This is a genomic window from Algimonas porphyrae (genome assembly GCF_041429795.1).
GTDB classification, from domain to species: Bacteria; Pseudomonadota; Alphaproteobacteria; order Caulobacterales; family Maricaulaceae; genus Litorimonas; species Litorimonas porphyrae.
Genome location: NZ_CP163424.1, coordinates 3,067,186 through 3,084,237 on the forward strand (window position 1 = coordinate 3,067,186; position 17,052 = coordinate 3,084,237).

General features: G+C 57.7%; 19 protein-coding genes. 7 read left to right on the top strand and 12 right to left on the bottom strand.

Annotated features, from left to right (window positions below; all coding sequences use genetic code 11):
* Positions 1 to 52: 52 nt before the first annotated feature.
* On the top strand, positions 53 to 208 hold the full coding sequence (locus tag AB6B39_RS14915; protein WP_284372372.1) for a hypothetical protein: 156 nt from the start codon (positions 53 to 55) through the stop codon (positions 206 to 208).
* 58 nt (positions 209 to 266) lie between these two features.
* Here AB6B39_RS14915 and AB6B39_RS14920 read toward each other — a convergent pair whose 3' ends face one another.
* The 8 genes from AB6B39_RS14920 to rimM all read right to left on the bottom strand — a co-directional run bounded on the left by AB6B39_RS14920 (position 267) and on the right by rimM (position 8,305).
* Complete coding sequence (locus tag AB6B39_RS14920) at positions 267 to 809, bottom strand: DUF7010 family protein (RefSeq protein WP_284372370.1); 543 nt, start codon at positions 807 to 809, stop codon at positions 267 to 269.
* Positions 809 to 2,527 (bottom strand): dipeptidyl-peptidase 3 family protein, encoded by a 1,719-nt coding sequence (locus AB6B39_RS14925; RefSeq protein WP_284372368.1) that lies wholly within the window; start codon positions 2,525 to 2,527, stop codon positions 809 to 811. The genes AB6B39_RS14920 and AB6B39_RS14925 overlap by 1 nt, the downstream gene beginning before the upstream one ends.
* Before the next feature lie 15 nt (positions 2,528 to 2,542).
* Positions 2,543 to 2,977, bottom strand: coding sequence for an HIT family protein (locus tag AB6B39_RS14930; RefSeq protein WP_284372366.1), 435 nt, complete (start codon positions 2,975 to 2,977; stop codon positions 2,543 to 2,545).
* An 89-nt stretch (positions 2,978 to 3,066) separates the two neighbouring features.
* Positions 3,067 to 3,600, bottom strand: a complete 534-nt coding sequence (locus tag AB6B39_RS14935; protein ID WP_284372364.1) for a DUF421 domain-containing protein — start codon at positions 3,598 to 3,600, stop codon at positions 3,067 to 3,069.
* A 51-nt stretch (positions 3,601 to 3,651) separates the two neighbouring features.
* A complete protein-coding gene (locus tag AB6B39_RS14940) occupies positions 3,652 to 4,815 on the bottom strand; it encodes a GNAT family N-acetyltransferase (protein WP_284372362.1) in 1,164 nt (387 codons plus the stop codon).
* Positions 4,816 to 4,823: 8 nt separating this feature from the next.
* The gene (locus AB6B39_RS14945) at positions 4,824 to 5,330 is read right to left on the bottom strand and encodes a hypothetical protein (RefSeq protein ID WP_284372360.1); all 507 of its coding nucleotides are present in this window, start codon (positions 5,328 to 5,330) and stop codon (positions 4,824 to 4,826) included.
* Between the two features lie 49 nt (positions 5,331 to 5,379).
* Positions 5,380 to 7,656: a phosphoenolpyruvate--protein phosphotransferase gene (ptsP, locus tag AB6B39_RS14950; RefSeq protein ID WP_284372358.1), complete on the bottom strand. Its 2,277-nt coding sequence runs from the start codon at positions 7,654 to 7,656 to the stop codon at positions 5,380 to 5,382.
* Positions 7,657 to 7,723: 67 nt separating this feature from the next.
* Positions 7,724 to 8,305, bottom strand: a complete 582-nt coding sequence (gene rimM, locus AB6B39_RS14955; protein ID WP_284372356.1) for a ribosome maturation factor RimM — start codon at positions 8,303 to 8,305, stop codon at positions 7,724 to 7,726.
* A 118-nt stretch (positions 8,306 to 8,423) separates the two neighbouring features.
* Between rimM and AB6B39_RS14960 the strand changes: the two genes are divergently transcribed.
* Together AB6B39_RS14960 and AB6B39_RS14965 are read left to right on the top strand one after the other, a co-directional pair.
* Complete coding sequence (locus AB6B39_RS14960) at positions 8,424 to 9,566, top strand: alkane 1-monooxygenase (RefSeq protein ID WP_284372355.1); 1,143 nt, start codon at positions 8,424 to 8,426, stop codon at positions 9,564 to 9,566.
* Positions 9,567 to 9,698: 132 nt separating this feature from the next.
* On the top strand, positions 9,699 to 10,250 hold the full coding sequence (locus AB6B39_RS14965; RefSeq protein ID WP_284372352.1) for a DUF1993 family protein: 552 nt from the start codon (positions 9,699 to 9,701) through the stop codon (positions 10,248 to 10,250).
* A gap of 88 nt (positions 10,251 to 10,338) precedes the next feature.
* Here AB6B39_RS14965 and AB6B39_RS14970 read toward each other — a convergent pair whose 3' ends face one another.
* A complete protein-coding gene (locus AB6B39_RS14970; RefSeq protein ID WP_371398651.1) occupies positions 10,339 to 11,154 on the bottom strand; it encodes a DUF4198 domain-containing protein in 816 nt (271 codons plus the stop codon).
* Between the two features lie 350 nt (positions 11,155 to 11,504).
* Here AB6B39_RS14970 and AB6B39_RS14975 point away from each other — a divergent pair, with 350 nt between their 5' ends.
* Together AB6B39_RS14975 and AB6B39_RS14980 are read left to right on the top strand one after the other, a co-directional pair.
* Positions 11,505 to 11,771, top strand: a complete 267-nt coding sequence (locus AB6B39_RS14975; RefSeq protein ID WP_284372348.1) for a hypothetical protein — start codon at positions 11,505 to 11,507, stop codon at positions 11,769 to 11,771.
* A complete protein-coding gene (locus AB6B39_RS14980) occupies positions 11,768 to 12,523 on the top strand; it encodes an anti-sigma factor domain-containing protein (RefSeq protein WP_371398652.1) in 756 nt (251 codons plus the stop codon). The genes AB6B39_RS14975 and AB6B39_RS14980 overlap by 4 nt, the downstream gene beginning before the upstream one ends.
* A 23-nt stretch (positions 12,524 to 12,546) precedes the next feature.
* Here the strand turns inward: AB6B39_RS14980 and AB6B39_RS14985 are convergent, their stop codons facing one another.
* On the bottom strand, positions 12,547 to 13,158 hold the full coding sequence (locus tag AB6B39_RS14985; RefSeq protein WP_284372344.1) for an RNA polymerase sigma factor: 612 nt from the start codon (positions 13,156 to 13,158) through the stop codon (positions 12,547 to 12,549).
* A gap of 344 nt (positions 13,159 to 13,502) precedes the next feature.
* Between AB6B39_RS14985 and AB6B39_RS14990 the strand changes: the two genes are divergently transcribed.
* On the top strand, positions 13,503 to 15,026 hold the full coding sequence (locus AB6B39_RS14990; protein ID WP_348520185.1) for a DUF4331 domain-containing protein: 1,524 nt from the start codon (positions 13,503 to 13,505) through the stop codon (positions 15,024 to 15,026).
* Positions 15,027 to 15,055: 29 nt separating this feature from the next.
* Entirely contained in the window at positions 15,056 to 15,325 is a 270-nt protein-coding gene (locus AB6B39_RS14995; RefSeq protein WP_284372340.1) for a hypothetical protein, read from the top strand.
* A 31-nt stretch (positions 15,326 to 15,356) separates the two neighbouring features.
* Here AB6B39_RS14995 and AB6B39_RS15000 read toward each other — a convergent pair whose 3' ends face one another.
* Both AB6B39_RS15000 and AB6B39_RS15005 read right to left on the bottom strand, forming a co-directional pair.
* The gene (locus tag AB6B39_RS15000) at positions 15,357 to 15,824 is read right to left on the bottom strand and encodes a MarR family winged helix-turn-helix transcriptional regulator (protein WP_284372338.1); all 468 of its coding nucleotides are present in this window, start codon (positions 15,822 to 15,824) and stop codon (positions 15,357 to 15,359) included.
* Entirely contained in the window at positions 15,821 to 16,966 is a 1,146-nt protein-coding gene (locus tag AB6B39_RS15005; protein ID WP_284372336.1) for an Acg family FMN-binding oxidoreductase, read from the bottom strand. The genes AB6B39_RS15000 and AB6B39_RS15005 overlap by 4 nt, the downstream gene beginning before the upstream one ends.
* Between the last annotated feature and the right edge of the window lie 86 nt (positions 16,967 to 17,052).

Sequence of the window (17,052 nt, forward strand, 5' to 3'; positions counted from 1 at the left end):
ACGGATTGTCGCACCCGGCGTTACTGTTCTGCCATCAAGCAGGAGGACTCTCATGGCCGATAAACCCAGCGGAAACGCACTCTACTTCATCATTGGTGCCGTCGTCGTCGCCACACTCGCGGTTGCTTTCTTCATGATGCAGGAAAGCAATGAGCCGGACTTTGCCATCGACGTGAATGAAGACGGCATCGAAGTCGAGACGAACTAACGACGCCATCAATGACGTAATGAGCGCGCCCGGCATCCGCTGTGGCGCGCTTCTTTGTTCAGATTCTGCGGTTCCGGATCGTCAGCCAGATACCAAAGCCGATCTCGATGACGGCAATCGCCAAGGCGACACCGAGGGCGTCGGGGTGGCCGGTTGCCAGACTCGCAAAACCGACACCCATCATCAGCCCGCCGAGCACCCAGTAGGTTCGATCGCCATAGGCTGTGCGGAATGGAAAATAGTGTGCGCCGACCGCAATGGCGGCGAGCGGGAAGACCCACTCCGGGCGCATGTCCAGTAAAAGAAATCCGATCAGAAGCACCGCGATCATGGCGGGCAATGTTTCCATGACCAGAGCACCACCCGGATTGCCCGATTTCAGTCCCGGTCGCTTGAAAAACAGCTTTTCAATCACTGCTGAAAGCGGAAAGATCAGAAAACCGCCAAAGAAGAGCGTGACGTAACCTGTCGCTACGTCGGCCTGCCAAGTCGTCACAGCCGCAACAAGCCAGACACATCCTGACACGAACGCGCCAAGACCTCCGCCCAGATAGGCACGACGGAGATCAGTCTGATGCGCGCTCAGACTGATCTCTGCCATTAGAGACTATCAGGATAGATGGGCCGGATGTCGTAAGGAATGTCGTCGAGCTTGCCGAGGACGGTCTGCGCAGCCGTATCTAGCACAGTATATTTGTCCATGAACGCTTTGGCGGCGTCATAATCGCCGTCGCCCTGCAACCGCACGACGATTCCGGTCAGATCGCTGACCGCCTGCGCCAATGCATCGAAATCAAGGCGGAACCGTCCCTCTTCCGGCAGCCATTCAGCGGCACCGACTTCGCGGAAATAATTGTACTGGAATGCCGCACCCTTGGCATGGGCTGCGCCCGTGCCGAACCGCATGGACCGGAACTTCCCAGTAAAATAGGTCGCTAGAAATGCATCGCGTTCAGCGGGATTCAGCTCGCCGCGTTCCATCATATACAGGATGTTATAGGCCCCCATCACGTCGGCCTTGCCTTCTTCGAGTCCGGAATACTGATCCTTCAGTTCAAGCCGCACTTCAGTTTCGCGACCATCAACCGTGATGACCCCGGGGCCGAGGGAATGCGACAATTCATGAAACAGCGTATTGTTGCTCATCCAGCGTTTTGCGGTCAGCGCAGCCTGTTCGGGGACCAGAACCCGTTCACCGATCGGTGAGAGGATACGGTCATATTTCGCGCCCAGCACATTGGCGAGGATGACTTTCTTGGCCCCCTTGGCTTCACGGACACGTTCGTCATTAGGCAGGTTGAAGGCGATGGTCTGCACGCCATTAGAATTATCGCCACCACCTTTGATCTGATCGACCACGGCAATCGGGCTCTCGAACCCGCGCGAGGTGTTTTTGTAGGCCTCTTCGACCGGGAGATTGGCCTCCATATCCGGTAAGTAGGCCTTATATTTATCGAGCGCCGCACTGGCCTGCGGATCCTTGATCGTCAGGAACATCTCATAGGCCGTCTTGTAGCCGAACAGACCGTCATCATAGACTTCATACGGACCGATCGCGATTTCGATCGCACCTTCCAGATCCATCCAGGCCAGTTCAGATTCGAAATAATCGTCCGTTTCGAACGCAATGGCCCGCAGGTTGAGAAATTCTTCCAGGGTCGGCTCTTCGGTCAGGGCCGCCGCCTCACGCATCAACCGGGCAATCTGCTCGATATATTCGGAGTATTCGACCGAATAGGGCACGGCGTAGAGCGCGCCCTCGGCATTGCGGCGGATGACCGTATATCCCGAAATGAAGTCCGCGCGGTCGTCGGGATTGGCGATCAGATGAGCTTCGAATTCCTCGCGTGACATGTCGACCGGGTAGAAACCGCTACCTTCAGGACAGGCATCAAGCCCATCAATGAAGGGAGCATCATCTTCCAGACCGTCACAATGGGCAAAATGCAGATCGAACATGGCCAGGGCGTTAGGGTCGCCTGTAGCCGCGACGCGGCGGCGGATCGCATCATTCTCGGCATTGCGCTGCAGTAGGAAGATGTCGTCCATGATCGGGCCGACCTGCATCAGTTTGTTGACGACGGCGCGCTCGCTCTCACTCAGAAAGGACGTGTCCGGATACATGCGGACTTCGGCGAATTTGTTGTACTGGCCTTCTAGGTCGTAGAAGGGCTTTGCGACTGTGTCAGGCTCGGACGGCGCGTCGATCACGGGCGCTTCGACAGTTTCCGTCTCGACTGGCTCCGTCACCTCGGTCGTTTCCTTGTTGGAACAGGCGACAAGTGCCAGCGCAGACGCGCAAAGAAGCCAGTATTTCATCCTACGAATCCCTAATCAGTCGAGCGCAGCGCGGATTTGGCCCGCCAGCGCTTCAAGCTCATTCATGTCGGCCTGACGCCCCTGAGCATGTTCGGCCATGTCGCTCATATCATAGCGCGGGATGATATGGACATGGGTATGAAAGACGGTCTGCCCGGCCGGCGCGCCATTGAATTGCGAGATGATGATGCCGGACGGCGACAGGGCCTTGTCGACCGCTTGTGTCACGCGCTGAACCAGCCCGAAAATCCGGCCCATATCCTTGGGCGAAGCGCCGAGAAGATTCCGCGACTCCGCCTTTGGTATGACCAGGCAGTGCCCTCGCGTCTGAGGGAAGGCATCCATGATCGCGATGGCGTGATCTTCTTCGATGATCTGAGCTGCAGGCATTTCGCCGCGCAAAATCTGGGCGAAGACGTTTTCGGAATCGTAGGAACCATGCAATGACATGACCCCGCTATAAGGCAAACTCGGAACATGGCCAGCCTGACAATCGAATCCGCGTGATATGGGTCACATGAAGGGGCCGAAATAGAGCTTCAGCCCGTCCAGCCGATGACGCCCTCCATAATCGCGGGATCGACATCGCGATCATCGCCGGTTTTATGCAGAACGGAAATATCACCTGTCGTTTCCACGACAACGGCCAGAACGTCATCCATGCGAAGTGCGTTGGCCTCACGCATTTTCGCGACAATGTCGGACCGTGTGATCTGCGCCTTTTTCATCTGCTCGCTTAGAAATTCGCCCTCGTGCCAGACCAGTCTTGGTTTGTTATTGACCAGTTCACGCGCCCAAGGCCAGCGTGTCCGGGCGAAAGCGATCCCGGCCTGCAAGGCGAAGAGGAAGAACAGAGCCGCCACACCTTGTACAACCGGCGGATCTTCCGCCATCACTGTCCCTGCCAAAACGGACCCGAATGCGACCGTGATCGCGAAATCGAAGCCGCTCAGCTTGGAAAAACTGCGCAATCCGAACAGGCGGTTCAGACCGATCAGAGCCATGACGCCGAGCAGGACGCTTACGCCGACAGCACCAAACTTCCATGGATCCGTCGTCAGCCAGTCAGACATGTCAGTCCCTTTCCCATGCAGACATAACGCGTCTTTGGCGGGAATGTTGCTTCACCCGTCTTTACGAAACGGCACATGCCGTTCCAGGGCTTTCACATCCCAGTCGACCGCTTTGCGCTCACGGTCCAGATAGTCCCCCACAGCATCGGCCAGGCCGGGATGCGCCAGATAGTGGGCACTATGCGTGGTGACGGGTTCATAGCCGCGCGCCAGCTTATGTTCACCCTGCGCGCCCGCTTCGATCCGGGGCAAACCATGTTCGAGCCCGGCTTCGATGGCCTGATAATAGCAGAGTTCGAAATGCAGAAAGGGCTTGTGGACCAGCGCGCCCCAATTCCGACCATAAAGTGCCTCGGACCCTATGAAATTGAGAGCCGCGGCAACGGGGTCTCCGTCCATCCAGGCCATAACGAGCACGATTTCATCCGCCATGGTTTCATGAATGCGATCAAAGAAGTCTCTGTTGAGATAGGGGCTACCCCATTTACGGCGGCCCGTATCGAGATAGCACTGGTAGAATATGTCCCAATGTTCGGGACGCAAATCGTCCCCAGTAAGCCGCCGGATCGCCACACCGTCCTGCGCTTCGCGCCTTTCCTTGCGAATATTCTTGCGTTTGCGCGACGACAGGCTGGCGAGAAACGCATCGAAGTCAGGATAATCGCGATTAATGAAATGAAACTGCCGATCGGTCCGATGCAGCAGCCCGACTTTGTCACAGGCAGCGCGATCCGTTTCGGTCAGGAATGTCAGATGCGCACCGGAACAGCCAAGCTGCTCCGCCGCCTGCACCATGGTGGCCAGTGCCGCGATCCGACCCTCCTGCGACTGTGACAGCAGACGCGGTCCTGTGGCAGGCGTGAAGGGTACGGAGCATTGCAGCTTTGGATAATAGGGAATTCCGGCACGTTCGAGCGCATCCGCCCAGCCGTGATCGAACACATACTCGCCCTGGCTATGGCTCTTGGCGTATAGAGGCGCGGCGGCAATCGGCGTGCCGTCTGGATCCTCGACCCAGACATGGCGGGGTGTCCAGCCTGTCTCGGCCTGTGCGCAGCCGGAAGCCTCCAGCGCATGCAGGAACCGGTGAGTCAGAAAAGGATGGGAGACCCCCTTCTCCGCCCCTGGGATCAGTGCGTCCCACGCATCGGCTGTTACGTCGTCGATCCGGGATAGCAGACGCACCGTAATGGCGGGGGCCTCAGGTTCAGCCATGCAGTGGATCAGTCATCAGTGCGAAATTCTACCACGCCGTCACGCAATTCAGTGACCTCGACGCAGCTTTCGCCCGTGTCTGCGATCCGGCAATTCAGCTGGCCACCTTCGATCACCTGTGCGTTGGCGCAATCCGCGCCCGGCATCACAATCTGCGCAGTCTTGACGTCGCCAGCCTCGGTCGTCTGCGGGAACATATTGGCGCCGGCCGACTGACCATTTCCCGTCACGTCAAAGGCGAACAGGCCGGCCGTTACCCTATTGTCCGTCCCATTGACGACAGACATCATCAACAGGCAGGCATCCGGTTCGGACACGACACGGTCAACCAAGATCAGCACAGCACCATCGGCGTCAAACGCTTCGGCGGCGGCAGACTCAGGGACAGGGGGGATTTCGGTCGGCGCCGTCACGACGGTGGCGTCCGGCGTCTCAGTCGCGGATATTTCACTATCCGGACTGCCACACGCAGATAGAATAAGGGCGGCAGACATAAACAGGTAGGCTCGGGTCATAGGGTCCTTACGCGTGACTCATGGCAGAGGTTTCAAACGACGACGCGTCTCAGAGCGGAACGCCCGTTTCGAGACAATAATCACGCACCAGTCCCCGCAGGCTCGGCAGGCGCGTCGTAACCTTGATATTGGGCAGGATCAGCTCGCGCAGTTCGCTGGCATCGATTGCCATGAGCGCACTCTTGACCGGGCCGATGCCGGTCACGGGCATGGATAATGTATCAAAACCTAAAGCGACCAGACAGGCGGCTTCCAACGGTCGACCGGCAATCTCGCCGCAGACAGATACGGGTGTATCATTGATGCGGCAACCTTCGGCAATATAGCTGAGTATCGACAGGGCGGCAGGTGATAGCGGGTCATAGCGATCCGCGACCCGCGCATTGTCCCGGTCTGCGGCAAAGAAGAACTGCATCAGATCATTGGCGCCAACGGAGACGAAATCCGCCACGTCGCAGACCGCATTGATCTGCCACGCCAGCGCCGGTGTCTCGAGCATGACACCCACTTCCACCTTGGACGGCAATTCCTGTCCGAGCTTTTTGGCGCGCTCGATTTCGCGGTCGAACAAGGCCCGCGCATCGACCATTTCCTCGACCGTCGTTACCATCGGGAACATAACCCGCAAATGCCGTCCGGCTCCAGCCGCGACGAGGGCGCGAAGCTGGTATCGCATCAGACCCGGTCGATCCAGACCGATGCGAATGGCGCGCCATCCCATTGCCGGATTTTCCTCGGGCACAGGATCGATGTAGGGCAGAATCTTGTCACCGCCGAGATCGAGCGTACGGAACGTCACCGGGCGGTCACCAGCCGCCATGATCGCCTTGCGATAAAGCTCTGTCTGCTGATTGAGGCGCGGCATGAAGTCGGACACCATGAACTGGAACTCGGTACGGAACAGTCCGATCCCGTCCGCGCCCGCCTGATCGAGTTGGGGCAAATCCACCAGCAGTCCGGCATTGAGCATCAGATCGACTTCAAGCCCATCTCGCGTAATCGTCCGGCGAAACCGAAGCTGATCATAGGCGCGGCTCATCTCGCCGCGAATATTGAGCCGCATCTGGAAGCCCGAAACCTGCGTTTCGAGCGGTCTCAGATGAACAAAACCGTCTTCGGCGTCGACCAGCACGTCGTCACCCGTTTCAATCCGGTCCAGAACGCCTGTTGCGCGCCCGATCAGCGGCAAACCCAAGGCGCGCGCGATAATCGAGGTGTGCGATGACAGCGTGCCTTCTTCCAGAACCACCGCCGCCAGCTTGTCGCGGTCATAATCAAGCAGTTCCGCTGGCCCAAGCTCGCGTGCAAACAGAATCGCATCGTCGGGAATATCCGGTGTCACGGAATCGCCCGACAGCAAGCGCAACATGCGGTTCGCCAGATCTTCCAGATCATGCAGACGCGCACGCAGATAAGGGTCACGCACCTTCATCAGGCGCGCGCGGTGTTCATTGCGCACCCGTTCGACGGCGGCTTCTGAAGTCAAGCCCGAATGGACGGCCTCGCGCAAGCGCCCGACCCATTTCCGGTCATAGGCAAAGGTGCGGTAGGCCTCATAGATTTCCTTGGAAGCGCGGGTCAGGGTCGCCGCCTCACCCGAAACCATTGCATCGACATGAGCCCGCAAGCGGGTAATCGCATCTTCGAGACGAAGTTCTTCCTGCGCAATATTCTCGGCCAGAAGATTGGCCGGCGCGACAGGCGGGCGATGCAGCACCGCGTAGCCGCGGGCCAGGCCGGGCGCAAACGCCTTGGCGGATAGGGTTTCAGGCTTGGTCTGGGCGAGCGAAATGCCTTTTAGCGCCGCTTTCTTGCCGCCGACCCGCTCGTCATCGACGATGATTTCCGCTAGCACCATGGCCACGGTCAGCATGTCTTCGACTTCATCTTCGGAAAAGCTGCGGGCGTCCTTGCTCTGTACGACCAACACGCCGAGCGTACGCCCGCCCCGCAGGATCGGCACGCCGAGAAACGACTTGAAGGGATCCTCGCCCGTTTCGGGACGATAGGAGAAGAGCGGATGGCTCGGCGCGTCTGCCAGATTGAGGGGCCGTGCGGTCAGGGCCACATGACCGACAAGGCCTTCGCCCGGTTTCATACGGGTCTTGTGAACGGCGGAGCGCTTCAAGCCTTGCGTAGCCGACAGCTCCAACTCTTCGCCCTGTCGCAAGAGATAGATGGAGGCCACATTGACCCGCATGGAGGAACTGATCGCCGCGACGAAATCATCCAGCCGCTCCTGAACGGATTCGGTGCCCTCCATCGCCGCACGGATCGCGCGCATCAGTCTGGGCGGCGTCGTCACGATATCGGGATTGATGCTCATCAATCCCAATATAGCCTATCCGGGCCCCTTCTGTCAGGGCGAAACGGCGATTTGGGGTTAAATCCCGCTAATCTTCGTTAGCCATGTCGCTTTCGAGTGCGGGGTCGACCTTTGGTGCACCGTCGCCACGAGCTTCTATTGCGTCTTCGATCACGACCAGGATAACCTCGTTGTCAAGATCGACCTGCGGGACTGCCTCGAGCGTGAAGGGATGGTAGAAGCTTGGGCCTTCTGGCAGCTTGATTTCGAGCGTGTCACCCGCCCCGAATTCATGCACGGCCTGCACCGTCCCCACCGTCTCGCCCGCGACCGTGTCGACACGCAACCCGACCAAGTCCGAATAATAGAACTCGCCCTCGTCAGTTTCAGGCAGAACGTCACGCGGTACGAAAAGCTTTGTCGACTTCATCGCCTCCAGGGCTTCGCGCGTGTAACGTTCCTTGACCGCCAAGCTGAAAAAACGGCTGACGGGCCGGGCAGATTTGGGGGTGAACAGGATCTCTCCCTTATCGTTCAGAAGCGGGCCATAGGCTGCGAAGGCGGTTGGATCCGCCGTGAAGGATTTGATCTTCACATTGCCATGCACACCATGCGCACCCGCAATGGCCGCAACGCAGGTCAGAGAGTTCTGTGGGGATTTCGCGCTCATGCCGCCCCTCTAATCCCTCCATAGACGGACCGATAGAGGCCATGACAGGCCGTCGCAGATTATCTTGACGCCACAGCGAAAACTGCTATTGATAAGATTATCAATAAAGGGGTCGATCATGTCCGTTACATCCACATTGAAAGCGCGCCCGTCCGCGAAGCGCCATCTCTGGCTTGTATCCCTGACCTATCCGACACTGCCTTTGCTGGGGCTGTGGCTCGCCGTTTCGCTCGGCCAGCCGGGCTGGGTCTGGCTCACGACGGCGATCATTTTCGGACTTATGCCTGCGCTCGACCTGCTGATCGGCGATGACAAGAACGACATTCTCGGACTGATGGAAGACGAGGCCGACCAGTCGCTTTTCTACCGCTACATGGTGCATAGCCTGCTGCCGCTCATCTATCTGACATGGCTGGCCGGAGCCTGGGCAGCGGTCAATTATAGCTGGCCGATCTGGGCCTATATCGGTCTGGGAATCGGCCATGGCTGGGGTTTGACCTTTGCCATCAACAGTGCGCACGAAACCGGACACAAGCCGGACCGGATCAGCAAGTGGATCGCGCTGCTGATGCTGGCGCCAAGCTTTCTCGGCCACTTCCGGGTCGAACATAACACCGGCCATCACAGCGACGTGGCGACACCGCGCGATCACGCGACGGCGCGCTTCGGCGAAGGTTACTGGGCCTTTCTGACGCGTGAAATCCCGGGCGCGTGGGAACGCAGCTGGCGCATCGAAAGCAAGCGCGCGGCGCGCAAGAGCTACGCAAAATGGTCCTTGAAAAATGAGGTCGTTCAGACCGTATTGTTGCAAATTCTCGTCTGGGGCGCGGTCATCGCCTGGCTGGGGCTGGCTGTCATTCCGTACCTGATCATTGCCATGGTAATTTCCGTGACAGCCCTGTCGAGCCAGAACTATCTCGCCCATTATGGCCTGCTGCGTGACAAGCGTCCGGACGGCAAATATCTGCCGGCGAAACCGCAGCATAGCTGGAACACGAACAGCCTGATGACCAACATCACCAGCTATAATCTGGCCCGGCACAGTGATCACCACGCCCATCCGTCGCGCCACTACCAGTATCTGCGCAGTTTCGACGATGTCCCGACCCTGCCCTATGGCTACGGAATCATGTATTTACTGGCCTATGTCCCACCGCTCTGGCGCAAGGTCATGGACCCGCTCGTACTCGATAATGTCGATGGCGACATGAGCCAAGTGCTGACGAAGGAGTTGGCGCTGGCCGAAGGGGCCACGCGCTAACCCTGTTCAGGGCCTTGAGGTCGGCCACGGCGTTAATATCAACAGGACCATTGGGTGAAATTCGGACCGGAAGCTGGTTTCTAGCGGATCGATGTGGCGTTAAGGCACCCTGGGAACTGTTGAGAGGTTAAAATGCTGCCGAGCCATCCGCTTCTGGTCCCGACCTACACTAACATGCTGAGGGCCCTGACGGCTTGGCTGGAAAAATCCCGGTCGCAACTCTCGCCCTCCAATGCGGACGCCTTGATGTCAGCGCGTCTGGCCGACGACATGTTTCCTCTCGCCAGTCAGATCTGCTTCACCTGTCTGCAAGCGCAAGAACCGTTCTTCAGGCTGCGTCATGAACCGCTCCCGGACCGGCTGAACCGTCTGACCGAAATCGGTCGTAATCCGGATCAGACTCTAGTCACGATTGCCGCGGCACAGACTTATATTGCCGAGAGCCTGACTTATCTCGATGCTCTCCCACCGGACGCCTTGAACGGGCGCGGCAATTGCGAGATCGAGCTGGCGCTGCCCAATGGCATGACATTCGATCTGTCTGCCGAAGACTATGTGCGGGACTGGGCCATCCCGCAATTCTACTTCCATCTCAACACGGCCTACGCCATTCTGCGAATGAGCGGCGTTGATCTTGGCAAGGCCGATTATGTCGCTCACATGTTCAGCTATCTGCGATCATGACCCGTGTGACGCTGCGCCGGGCAGGCCCGACAGATTTTACCGAACTCTGCCAACTCATGTTTAAAGCCCTATACGCCGAACCGTCGCCCTATTCGGCCGAGAATGTCATGCTGGAGAAGATAGTATCATAATCCTGATCATATGAATGGGGGAGAGGCGTACCCCATATCACATGATACATCCATTGACCCTCGATGGGTTTCTCGACCACTGCAAGCCCGTTCTGATCCGTCATGACCGGCTCTCTGACATCCGTTTCGTCAAGTCGGATTGTCTTTATTTTCGCACCGGCTAACGGCTTTCCCCGGTAACGCACCTCCAATGGCATCGCGGCTCCGGGGTCGAGCGTCATCGGGTTGATTTTGGGAATGATCTCCAAGGTCAGACCCAGAGGGTCCGTGATATGATCATGAGGGCGCTCCCGCCACTGACCGGCAGCGATTAAGGCCTTACTCCGGCGCGAATAGCGCTCGATGCCCGCATCGTCCGTCGTGCGGGCTTCGATGCGGTGCAATTGAACCGCGGTCAGTCCTTCTTTATCGATATAATCGTTGAACCGATCGGACTCCAGCCGGCTGACCGAGTCCTGAGTTTCGATAGCGAGCCAGAAAAGACCTGGCTCCTGCACATTGATGGTCAAGTGACCGTCGGATGGTTCATAGAACTGGACCTGATCCTGAATCGGACCGGGGCCAAAAGTTCGCAGGCCGATAAGTCGTTCCGGTGCCAGGCTCCAAGGCATTTGATCTTCGGGATGGCCGATCATCACATCGACTGCAAAATCAGTTGCCGTATCGACTGCGAAACTTTTCGGCTGCAGCCAGAAATCATGCGCCGACGCGGTGATGCCGAACCCTAGAACCGCCGCTATAAGGCCCATCGCCGGAACGTGTCGAAACTTCAACTGACTTCGATATTGGGGCATTCATCTCGCTCTACGTTTGCTCGGATTAGTGCAGATACGAGTCAGCAGGAGTGTTTGGCGCAATTATAAGGGTCGATAACGTTGCAAATTCCTTGCACCCATTCTGGTCTTATGGTCGTAATTGATATAGATTAATTGATGTCATCGACGATAGGACTGCAAGCCCATCAACCTATTCCAGCGGGCTCATCAAATAGTGCAAGAAGGCCAAGACCATTACCGACGCTGACAACCGCCTTGCTGGATGCTTCGACAGCTTACATCGTGAAGGCAGCGCGGCTATGCCCGGATTCTACAGTCTCACAGCTCCGAAGCTTTACGCAGTCATCATGGCGATTCTCGATGACAGCGATCATTGCAACCATGTGATGACAACTCTCTATACAAGTCTTTTTGAGAAAAGCCGGGACAGACAGTTCTGTCTCACTTGGCCCGATCTCATCAAGCTCGCCCGCAGAGAAGCACTTATCTACAAAATATCGGAAGGCGAAACCTTGGCTGACGACAAGCCGGGTGTCGAAGGTCTAACGGACGTATCTCGAGGCCTACTCCAAGCGATACTTGGCTCGGTTTCTGATCGGGGAGGCGCATCATGACAAAAGATCTCAGCCCTCGAGCCGAAGCTCTGATAATCGCCTGCCTGACAGGACAAGGGACAGACGCTGAACGTCGAGAATTTGAAAAACGGATAAATTCTGACCCGAATTTTTCCCAACAGGTCGACGCCCTCGAAGATTGGCTGGCCCCTCTGGACCAGGACATCGACCATATTGAGCCGCCGGAAACCCTGCTCAATCAGATTATGGAAAAGATCGCTCCGGAGAAGCACGTGGATACGGTCCGCTACGTCACATCTTCCGCGGCCACTCCTACACCGCATTCGACCAGACTGTGGCGGGCTGCCGCCATTGCCGCCTCCCTGATTGCGGTTGCGTCGATCGCGCTGCATCTTACACCTCAGCAAAGGCAGATCACGTTGGTCGAAACCCCGGCGGCGGAGCCAGACGTGCAACCCTCCTTTCTGGCCCTGCTTTCGGTTGATGTCCCCTCTCCCCTGGTTGCCATAATATACAATCCGGAGACCGGTCAGGTCGTCGCCAGACTATCCAATGTAGAGGTGCCCGAAGATGGGGATTTGCAACTCTGGCTGATCCGGGAGGGTGCACCGGGACCGGTTTCGCTCGGACTTCTGGAGCGTGCGGAAAACGGGCAGGTCGAAATCAAAAGCTCCGAAGTGCTGAATCCTGCGCTTGATGTGCTTGCCGTCAGTCTGGAAGCCCCGGGTGGGTCAGCTTCGACTGGACCCGAGGGGCCGATCCTGTTTTCGGGACCTGTTACACAGCTCTGACAAGCGAGGGGGGTCCCATCTCGCTAGTTGATCAGTTTGTAAAGTCGGTCCTGCGCCGGAGATCTTTCGAAATCTGTGCGGACGCGCTGCAAGCCTCGTCTGATCCAGCTTTTCGCCGTATTTGTCGACACGCCGAAATGCTCGCCGATTTCACGGGCGCTCGATCCTTCGATGGCGGACATAATGACGGCTTTCGCCACGTGCGGTTTAAGCTTGGATATATGGGGAACCAGAAGATCGCGCAGCATCGTCACTTGCATATCATCGTGCGGACTGTTCGATTCGTCCTTCAACGTCGCGACCAGGTCGGTACTCAACGTTTCGACGGCGCGATCACGCGATTGTTTTCTAAGCCTGTCTAGCGCCTTGTTGCGGGTGATCACGAGCATCCACGTAAAAGGCTTCCCTTTTGCCGGGTCATATCGATGTGCCGCATGCCAGATGGACAGATAGGCATCCTGCAGAACATCGGCACACTCTGCTTCATTCGGGATCATCTTCAGAAGGATGGCCAGAAATTTGGAGGCGGTCAGAGTATAGAGCTTAGCGAAAGCGTCGGAGTTGCCGGCGGCGCAAAGAGCGAGACAGTCCTGCAGCTGCTCATTCAGAGCCTGATGTTTATCAAGTGATGTCAAAAGGTTGACGAGCTTCGGACAGGGTCAGACCCGAACCGGAAGATTGCACAATTTATAGATATCAAGGTTTCGATGGCCTGCGTCTAACATTTTTCAAATGTCGGGCACAATAGAATCCGATTCTTTTGCACCAAATGGCACTTTGGCGACGTTTCTAGAATGCAGCCGATTGAGAAATCGCGATCATGGCCTGTTGCCTCGCGTTGCTGGATCGATTCAGAAATCTCTTCTTACAGGAAGCCGTTATGACACCTGAGTTACGTAGCCCCACAAAACCGGACCTCGGCGGTCGGCGCTCGCACAGACATGTTTTTACGGATCTCCTGGCCATATCGGCCATTGCCATGATGGCCGCGATACCCATGTCGTCACAGGCATCGTCACACCGTGAGGCCCCGGGCATAACGGAGCGCCCCAAAGTGGACGGGACGGATTTCTACATGTTCCGTTCTTATGAAGCGGGCCGGGAAAATTTCGTCACGTTCATCGCGAATTACATTCCGCTGCAAGCCCCTTATGGGGGTCCCAACTATTTCACGATGGATCCGGATGCGATCTATGAAATCCATATCGACAATAACGGTGACGCCGTCGAAGACATGACGTTTCAGTTCGATTTCGACAACAATCTGGTCAACGGCACGGGTGTCACCCTGAATATCGGCGATAAAACCAATGCCATTCCGCTGCGCTACGCCGGTCCGATCGACTCTGTCGCCGACGCCAATCAGGGCGAGCTTGAGAGCTATACGATCACCTTGCGGTCGGCAGACCGCCGGACGGGAGCGTCGCAATCCATCACGGGTGCATCGGGCGCTACATTCGCCAAGCCGATCGATTATGTCGGGACGAAAACACTTCCCGACTACGAAGCCTATGCCAACCAGTTCATCTATGATGTAACGATACCCGGATGTGCCACACAAGGCCGCGTCTTCGTCGGACAGCGCGCCGAAGCTTTCGCCGTCAATCTCGGCGAAGTCTTCGACCTGGTCAATCTCGTCCCGCTCGAAGGGTCGATAGAGAATACGCGCGCAAACGATGACTTGATCGGCGAAGCCAATGTCACCTCTATCGCGATGGAAGTGCCGATCGATTGTGTAACGGGATCGGGCAATGGCGTGATCGGTGCGTGGACGACGGCTTCACTACCGCAGGCTGGACTCAACGACCCTCTGCCAAATTATGAGCAGACGACTCAATATGGCGGTGCCTTCGTTCAGGTCTCCCGTCTATCGGCTCCTCTTGTCAACGAAATCGTCATCGGTTTGCCGGACAAGGATCTGTTCAATGCCGCCGAGCCCACACTGGATGGGGCGCTGGCCGATTATGTAACGCATCCGACTTTCCCCGCCCTGATCGATATTCTCTTCCGGGACGCTCTTGGCGCCGACAGTAATATCGCACCGTCAAACTTGCCACGCACCGATCTGGTCGCCGCATTCCTGACGGGTCTGGAAGGGTTCAATCAGCAATCGACGGTCACACCGTCCGAAATGATGCGACTGAATACGGCCATACCGGCCACGCCGCGTGATCAGCAGTCGAGCTTTGGCGTCGTTGCAGAAGATCTGGCCGGTTTCCCGAATGGCCGCCGTCCTGGTGACGACGTCGTTGATATCGAACTGCGGGTTGCTATGGGCGCGCTATGTCATCCGGTCCCATTGGGTGCCGAACTCGGTGTCGCCGGTGCCGTCGAGGATACGGATTCCGACCTGATCAATCTCGGCTTCTGTACGCCGGATCAGGCGCCTGTAGGCAACCAGCCTTTCATTGACGGTGCGCCAATCAGCGCATCCGAACTGCAGAATGCCTTTCCCTATCTGAATACGCCGCTGCCAGGTGCTGGTGGCGACGAAACTCAATAGGAGGCGTTTCGATGAAGCATTTAGCAATAATGACTGCTCTGCTGGTCTCTTCTCAGCTCCTCACAGGCTGCTTTGGCGGAGACGATAATAGCCCGGCGCCACCCGTGATCGTTGTTCCGCCGCCACCATTGCCGCCACCACCGCCGCCCCCGCCGACAACGGGACAGGCGAGTGATTTCGGCGCGGGCTTTGCCACAGCTTTTGCGGCTAACCCCAACTCCGATCCGGTCGACCCGGTCATGGGAGACATCATACCGATAACGAAATTTGCGAATCCGCTCGATATTGAAAATCCCTAATCTTCCTCACATCGTTTGAAAGCCCGTGTCGCTAGCGGGCTTCCAGCGTCTGACGCAGGACTGTGAGCGGCGTCAGCAGATCAGACCAATCGACCCGCATTTCGCTGGCCGCAAACTCGGCAAAGAGCGGCTCCAGACTTTGGGTAATCGCCTCACGCGCCGTCGCGCCCGAGGGCGTCAGCCGGACGACCTTGCGTCGGCCGTCCTGATGATCAACCTCGGTCGTGACATAGCCTTTGTCCAGAAGACGTTTTACCGTCGACGACATGGTCGGCTGCGCTACATCGAAGGCCCGCGCGATCTCGCTAATCGTTTCGCGCGCATCCAATCGCGCCAGACGGTTGAGCACTCCAAACTGCGCGCGCGTCAGGCTGCCCGGCAGACGCGCTTCGAAAATTCGCGTGGCATTCTTGGCGATCATTTCGATTTCGACCATCACCTTGAATGCATCATGATCGGTCGGCATTCCGGCATCGGACGTGACTGTGGGCGCGCTCATGGCAGGTCCACAAGACGGGTGTGCAATGGCCAACGCGGGGACGGCCCGGGTGCGTCCGCATAGCCGAGACGGAACAGGCCTTGAACGCGCGCTGGCACCGAGACGCCCATATGTGAATGTAATGCCGTGTAGAGCGCATCCATTTCCGGAAACTCCTGAAGAACCTGACTGAGCGGCTGTAGCGCGATTCCCGCGCGTGTGGCAGCCAGATGGAGGCGCAGCCAGTCCCGTCCCGCAGACAGTTGGCCGGCCCGGCTATTGTCCTGCGATGCCAGCCAGCCAAAGGACTGCGCGCTATCGATCAGCCCGTTATAGAAATCCAACCCCCCAGCAAAGGCGCGGCTATTAGGGTCTTTCATCTTGTCGCGCGTCAGAATGCCCAGCGCTGCATAAGCGCTCATCATACCGCCGGAGAGCGAAATCCCGTCAGGATTGGCGTCGATCTCCCTTGCCCCAATCCGGGTCAATGCGATGCTTTCCAGATGGGTCCGTGGCAAGCGCGTCTCGATCTCCCAACCATCCTTGCAAAGCGTCCGGAGCCTTTCGCAATCATCCCGATCGTTCGTCGCTCCCCACCATCCGCTGTCGCTGTTCAGCGCCGTCCCCAACGCCAGAAGGTCATCTCTCGGCACAGGCCGATCGCTGAATTTGGTGCGGTTGGTCCGGCGCTCCGGCAGAAAAGTGGCCAGCGGATCGGACAGACCCGTTCCCGCCTCGCCCAGCGTGATATGTGCGATGGGTCTTGCGTCGAGTTGGTCGACGGCAACGCCCTCCGGGAAAAGGGTAATCGCAACCGATCGTCCCTGCTGCCCCGCAGCCAGCGAGAAAGCTTCGACGAAGGCCCCGAGCCCGATGAGAATCTGCCGATTGGACGGGTCCGTTTCCGGCAGGAGACGTCCAAGGTCCGGGTACAGCGTCAGACGGTTCGGATCATCCGCAGCCAGATCGACCAGCCAGGGCTGGCGATTATGCGGCGACGGCGACAGAATCGCATAGGCGAGCGCCGCCATGCGGGGATCCTCATAAGCATCGTCAAGCGTACGCCAACTGTCATAGGCGGATTGCGGCTGCGCGCAGGCACTGGCTTGCGAAGCGATCAATATGGATGCGGTGCCGGTGATAAGGAGCTGACGTCGGTTCATGATAGGATCCTTATATACATAGATACCTATACATATTTCATAGATGTCTATGGGTATCAAGCCTATCTTTCCGGAATGTGTATCTT

What these genes read in the sequence shown, in the direction of transcription:
- AB6B39_RS14915 (WP_284372372.1), top strand. Translation starts at nt 53, where the DNA reads ATGGCCGATAAACCCAGCGGAAACGCACTCTACTTCATCATTGGTGCC.
- AB6B39_RS14920 (WP_284372370.1), bottom strand. Translation starts at nt 809, where the DNA reads ATGGCAGAGATCAGTCTGAGCGCGCATCAGACTGATCTCCGTCGTGCC.
- AB6B39_RS14925 (WP_284372368.1), bottom strand. Translation starts at nt 2,527, where the DNA reads ATGAAATACTGGCTTCTTTGCGCGTCTGCGCTGGCACTTGTCGCCTGT.
- AB6B39_RS14930 (WP_284372366.1), bottom strand. Translation starts at nt 2,977, where the DNA reads ATGTCATTGCATGGTTCCTACGATTCCGAAAACGTCTTCGCCCAGATT.
- AB6B39_RS14935 (WP_284372364.1), bottom strand. Translation starts at nt 3,600, where the DNA reads ATGTCTGACTGGCTGACGACGGATCCATGGAAGTTTGGTGCTGTCGGC.
- AB6B39_RS14940 (WP_284372362.1), bottom strand. Translation starts at nt 4,815, where the DNA reads ATGGCTGAACCTGAGGCCCCCGCCATTACGGTGCGTCTGCTATCCCGG.
- AB6B39_RS14945 (WP_284372360.1), bottom strand. Translation starts at nt 5,330, where the DNA reads ATGACCCGAGCCTACCTGTTTATGTCTGCCGCCCTTATTCTATCTGCG.
- ptsP (WP_284372358.1), bottom strand. Translation starts at nt 7,656, where the DNA reads ATGAGCATCAATCCCGATATCGTGACGACGCCGCCCAGACTGATGCGC.
- rimM (WP_284372356.1), bottom strand. Translation starts at nt 8,305, where the DNA reads ATGAGCGCGAAATCCCCACAGAACTCTCTGACCTGCGTTGCGGCCATT.
- AB6B39_RS14960 (WP_284372355.1), top strand. Translation starts at nt 8,424, where the DNA reads ATGTCCGTTACATCCACATTGAAAGCGCGCCCGTCCGCGAAGCGCCAT.
- AB6B39_RS14965 (WP_284372352.1), top strand. Translation starts at nt 9,699, where the DNA reads ATGCTGCCGAGCCATCCGCTTCTGGTCCCGACCTACACTAACATGCTG.
- AB6B39_RS14975 (WP_284372348.1), top strand. Translation starts at nt 11,505, where the DNA reads ATGGCGATTCTCGATGACAGCGATCATTGCAACCATGTGATGACAACT.
- AB6B39_RS14980 (WP_371398652.1), top strand. Translation starts at nt 11,768, where the DNA reads ATGACAAAAGATCTCAGCCCTCGAGCCGAAGCTCTGATAATCGCCTGC.
- AB6B39_RS14990 (WP_348520185.1), top strand. Translation starts at nt 13,503, where the DNA reads ATGATGGCCGCGATACCCATGTCGTCACAGGCATCGTCACACCGTGAG.
- AB6B39_RS14995 (WP_284372340.1), top strand. Translation starts at nt 15,056, where the DNA reads ATGACTGCTCTGCTGGTCTCTTCTCAGCTCCTCACAGGCTGCTTTGGC.
- AB6B39_RS15000 (WP_284372338.1), bottom strand. Translation starts at nt 15,824, where the DNA reads ATGAGCGCGCCCACAGTCACGTCCGATGCCGGAATGCCGACCGATCAT.
- AB6B39_RS15005 (WP_284372336.1), bottom strand. Translation starts at nt 16,966, where the DNA reads ATGAACCGACGTCAGCTCCTTATCACCGGCACCGCATCCATATTGATC.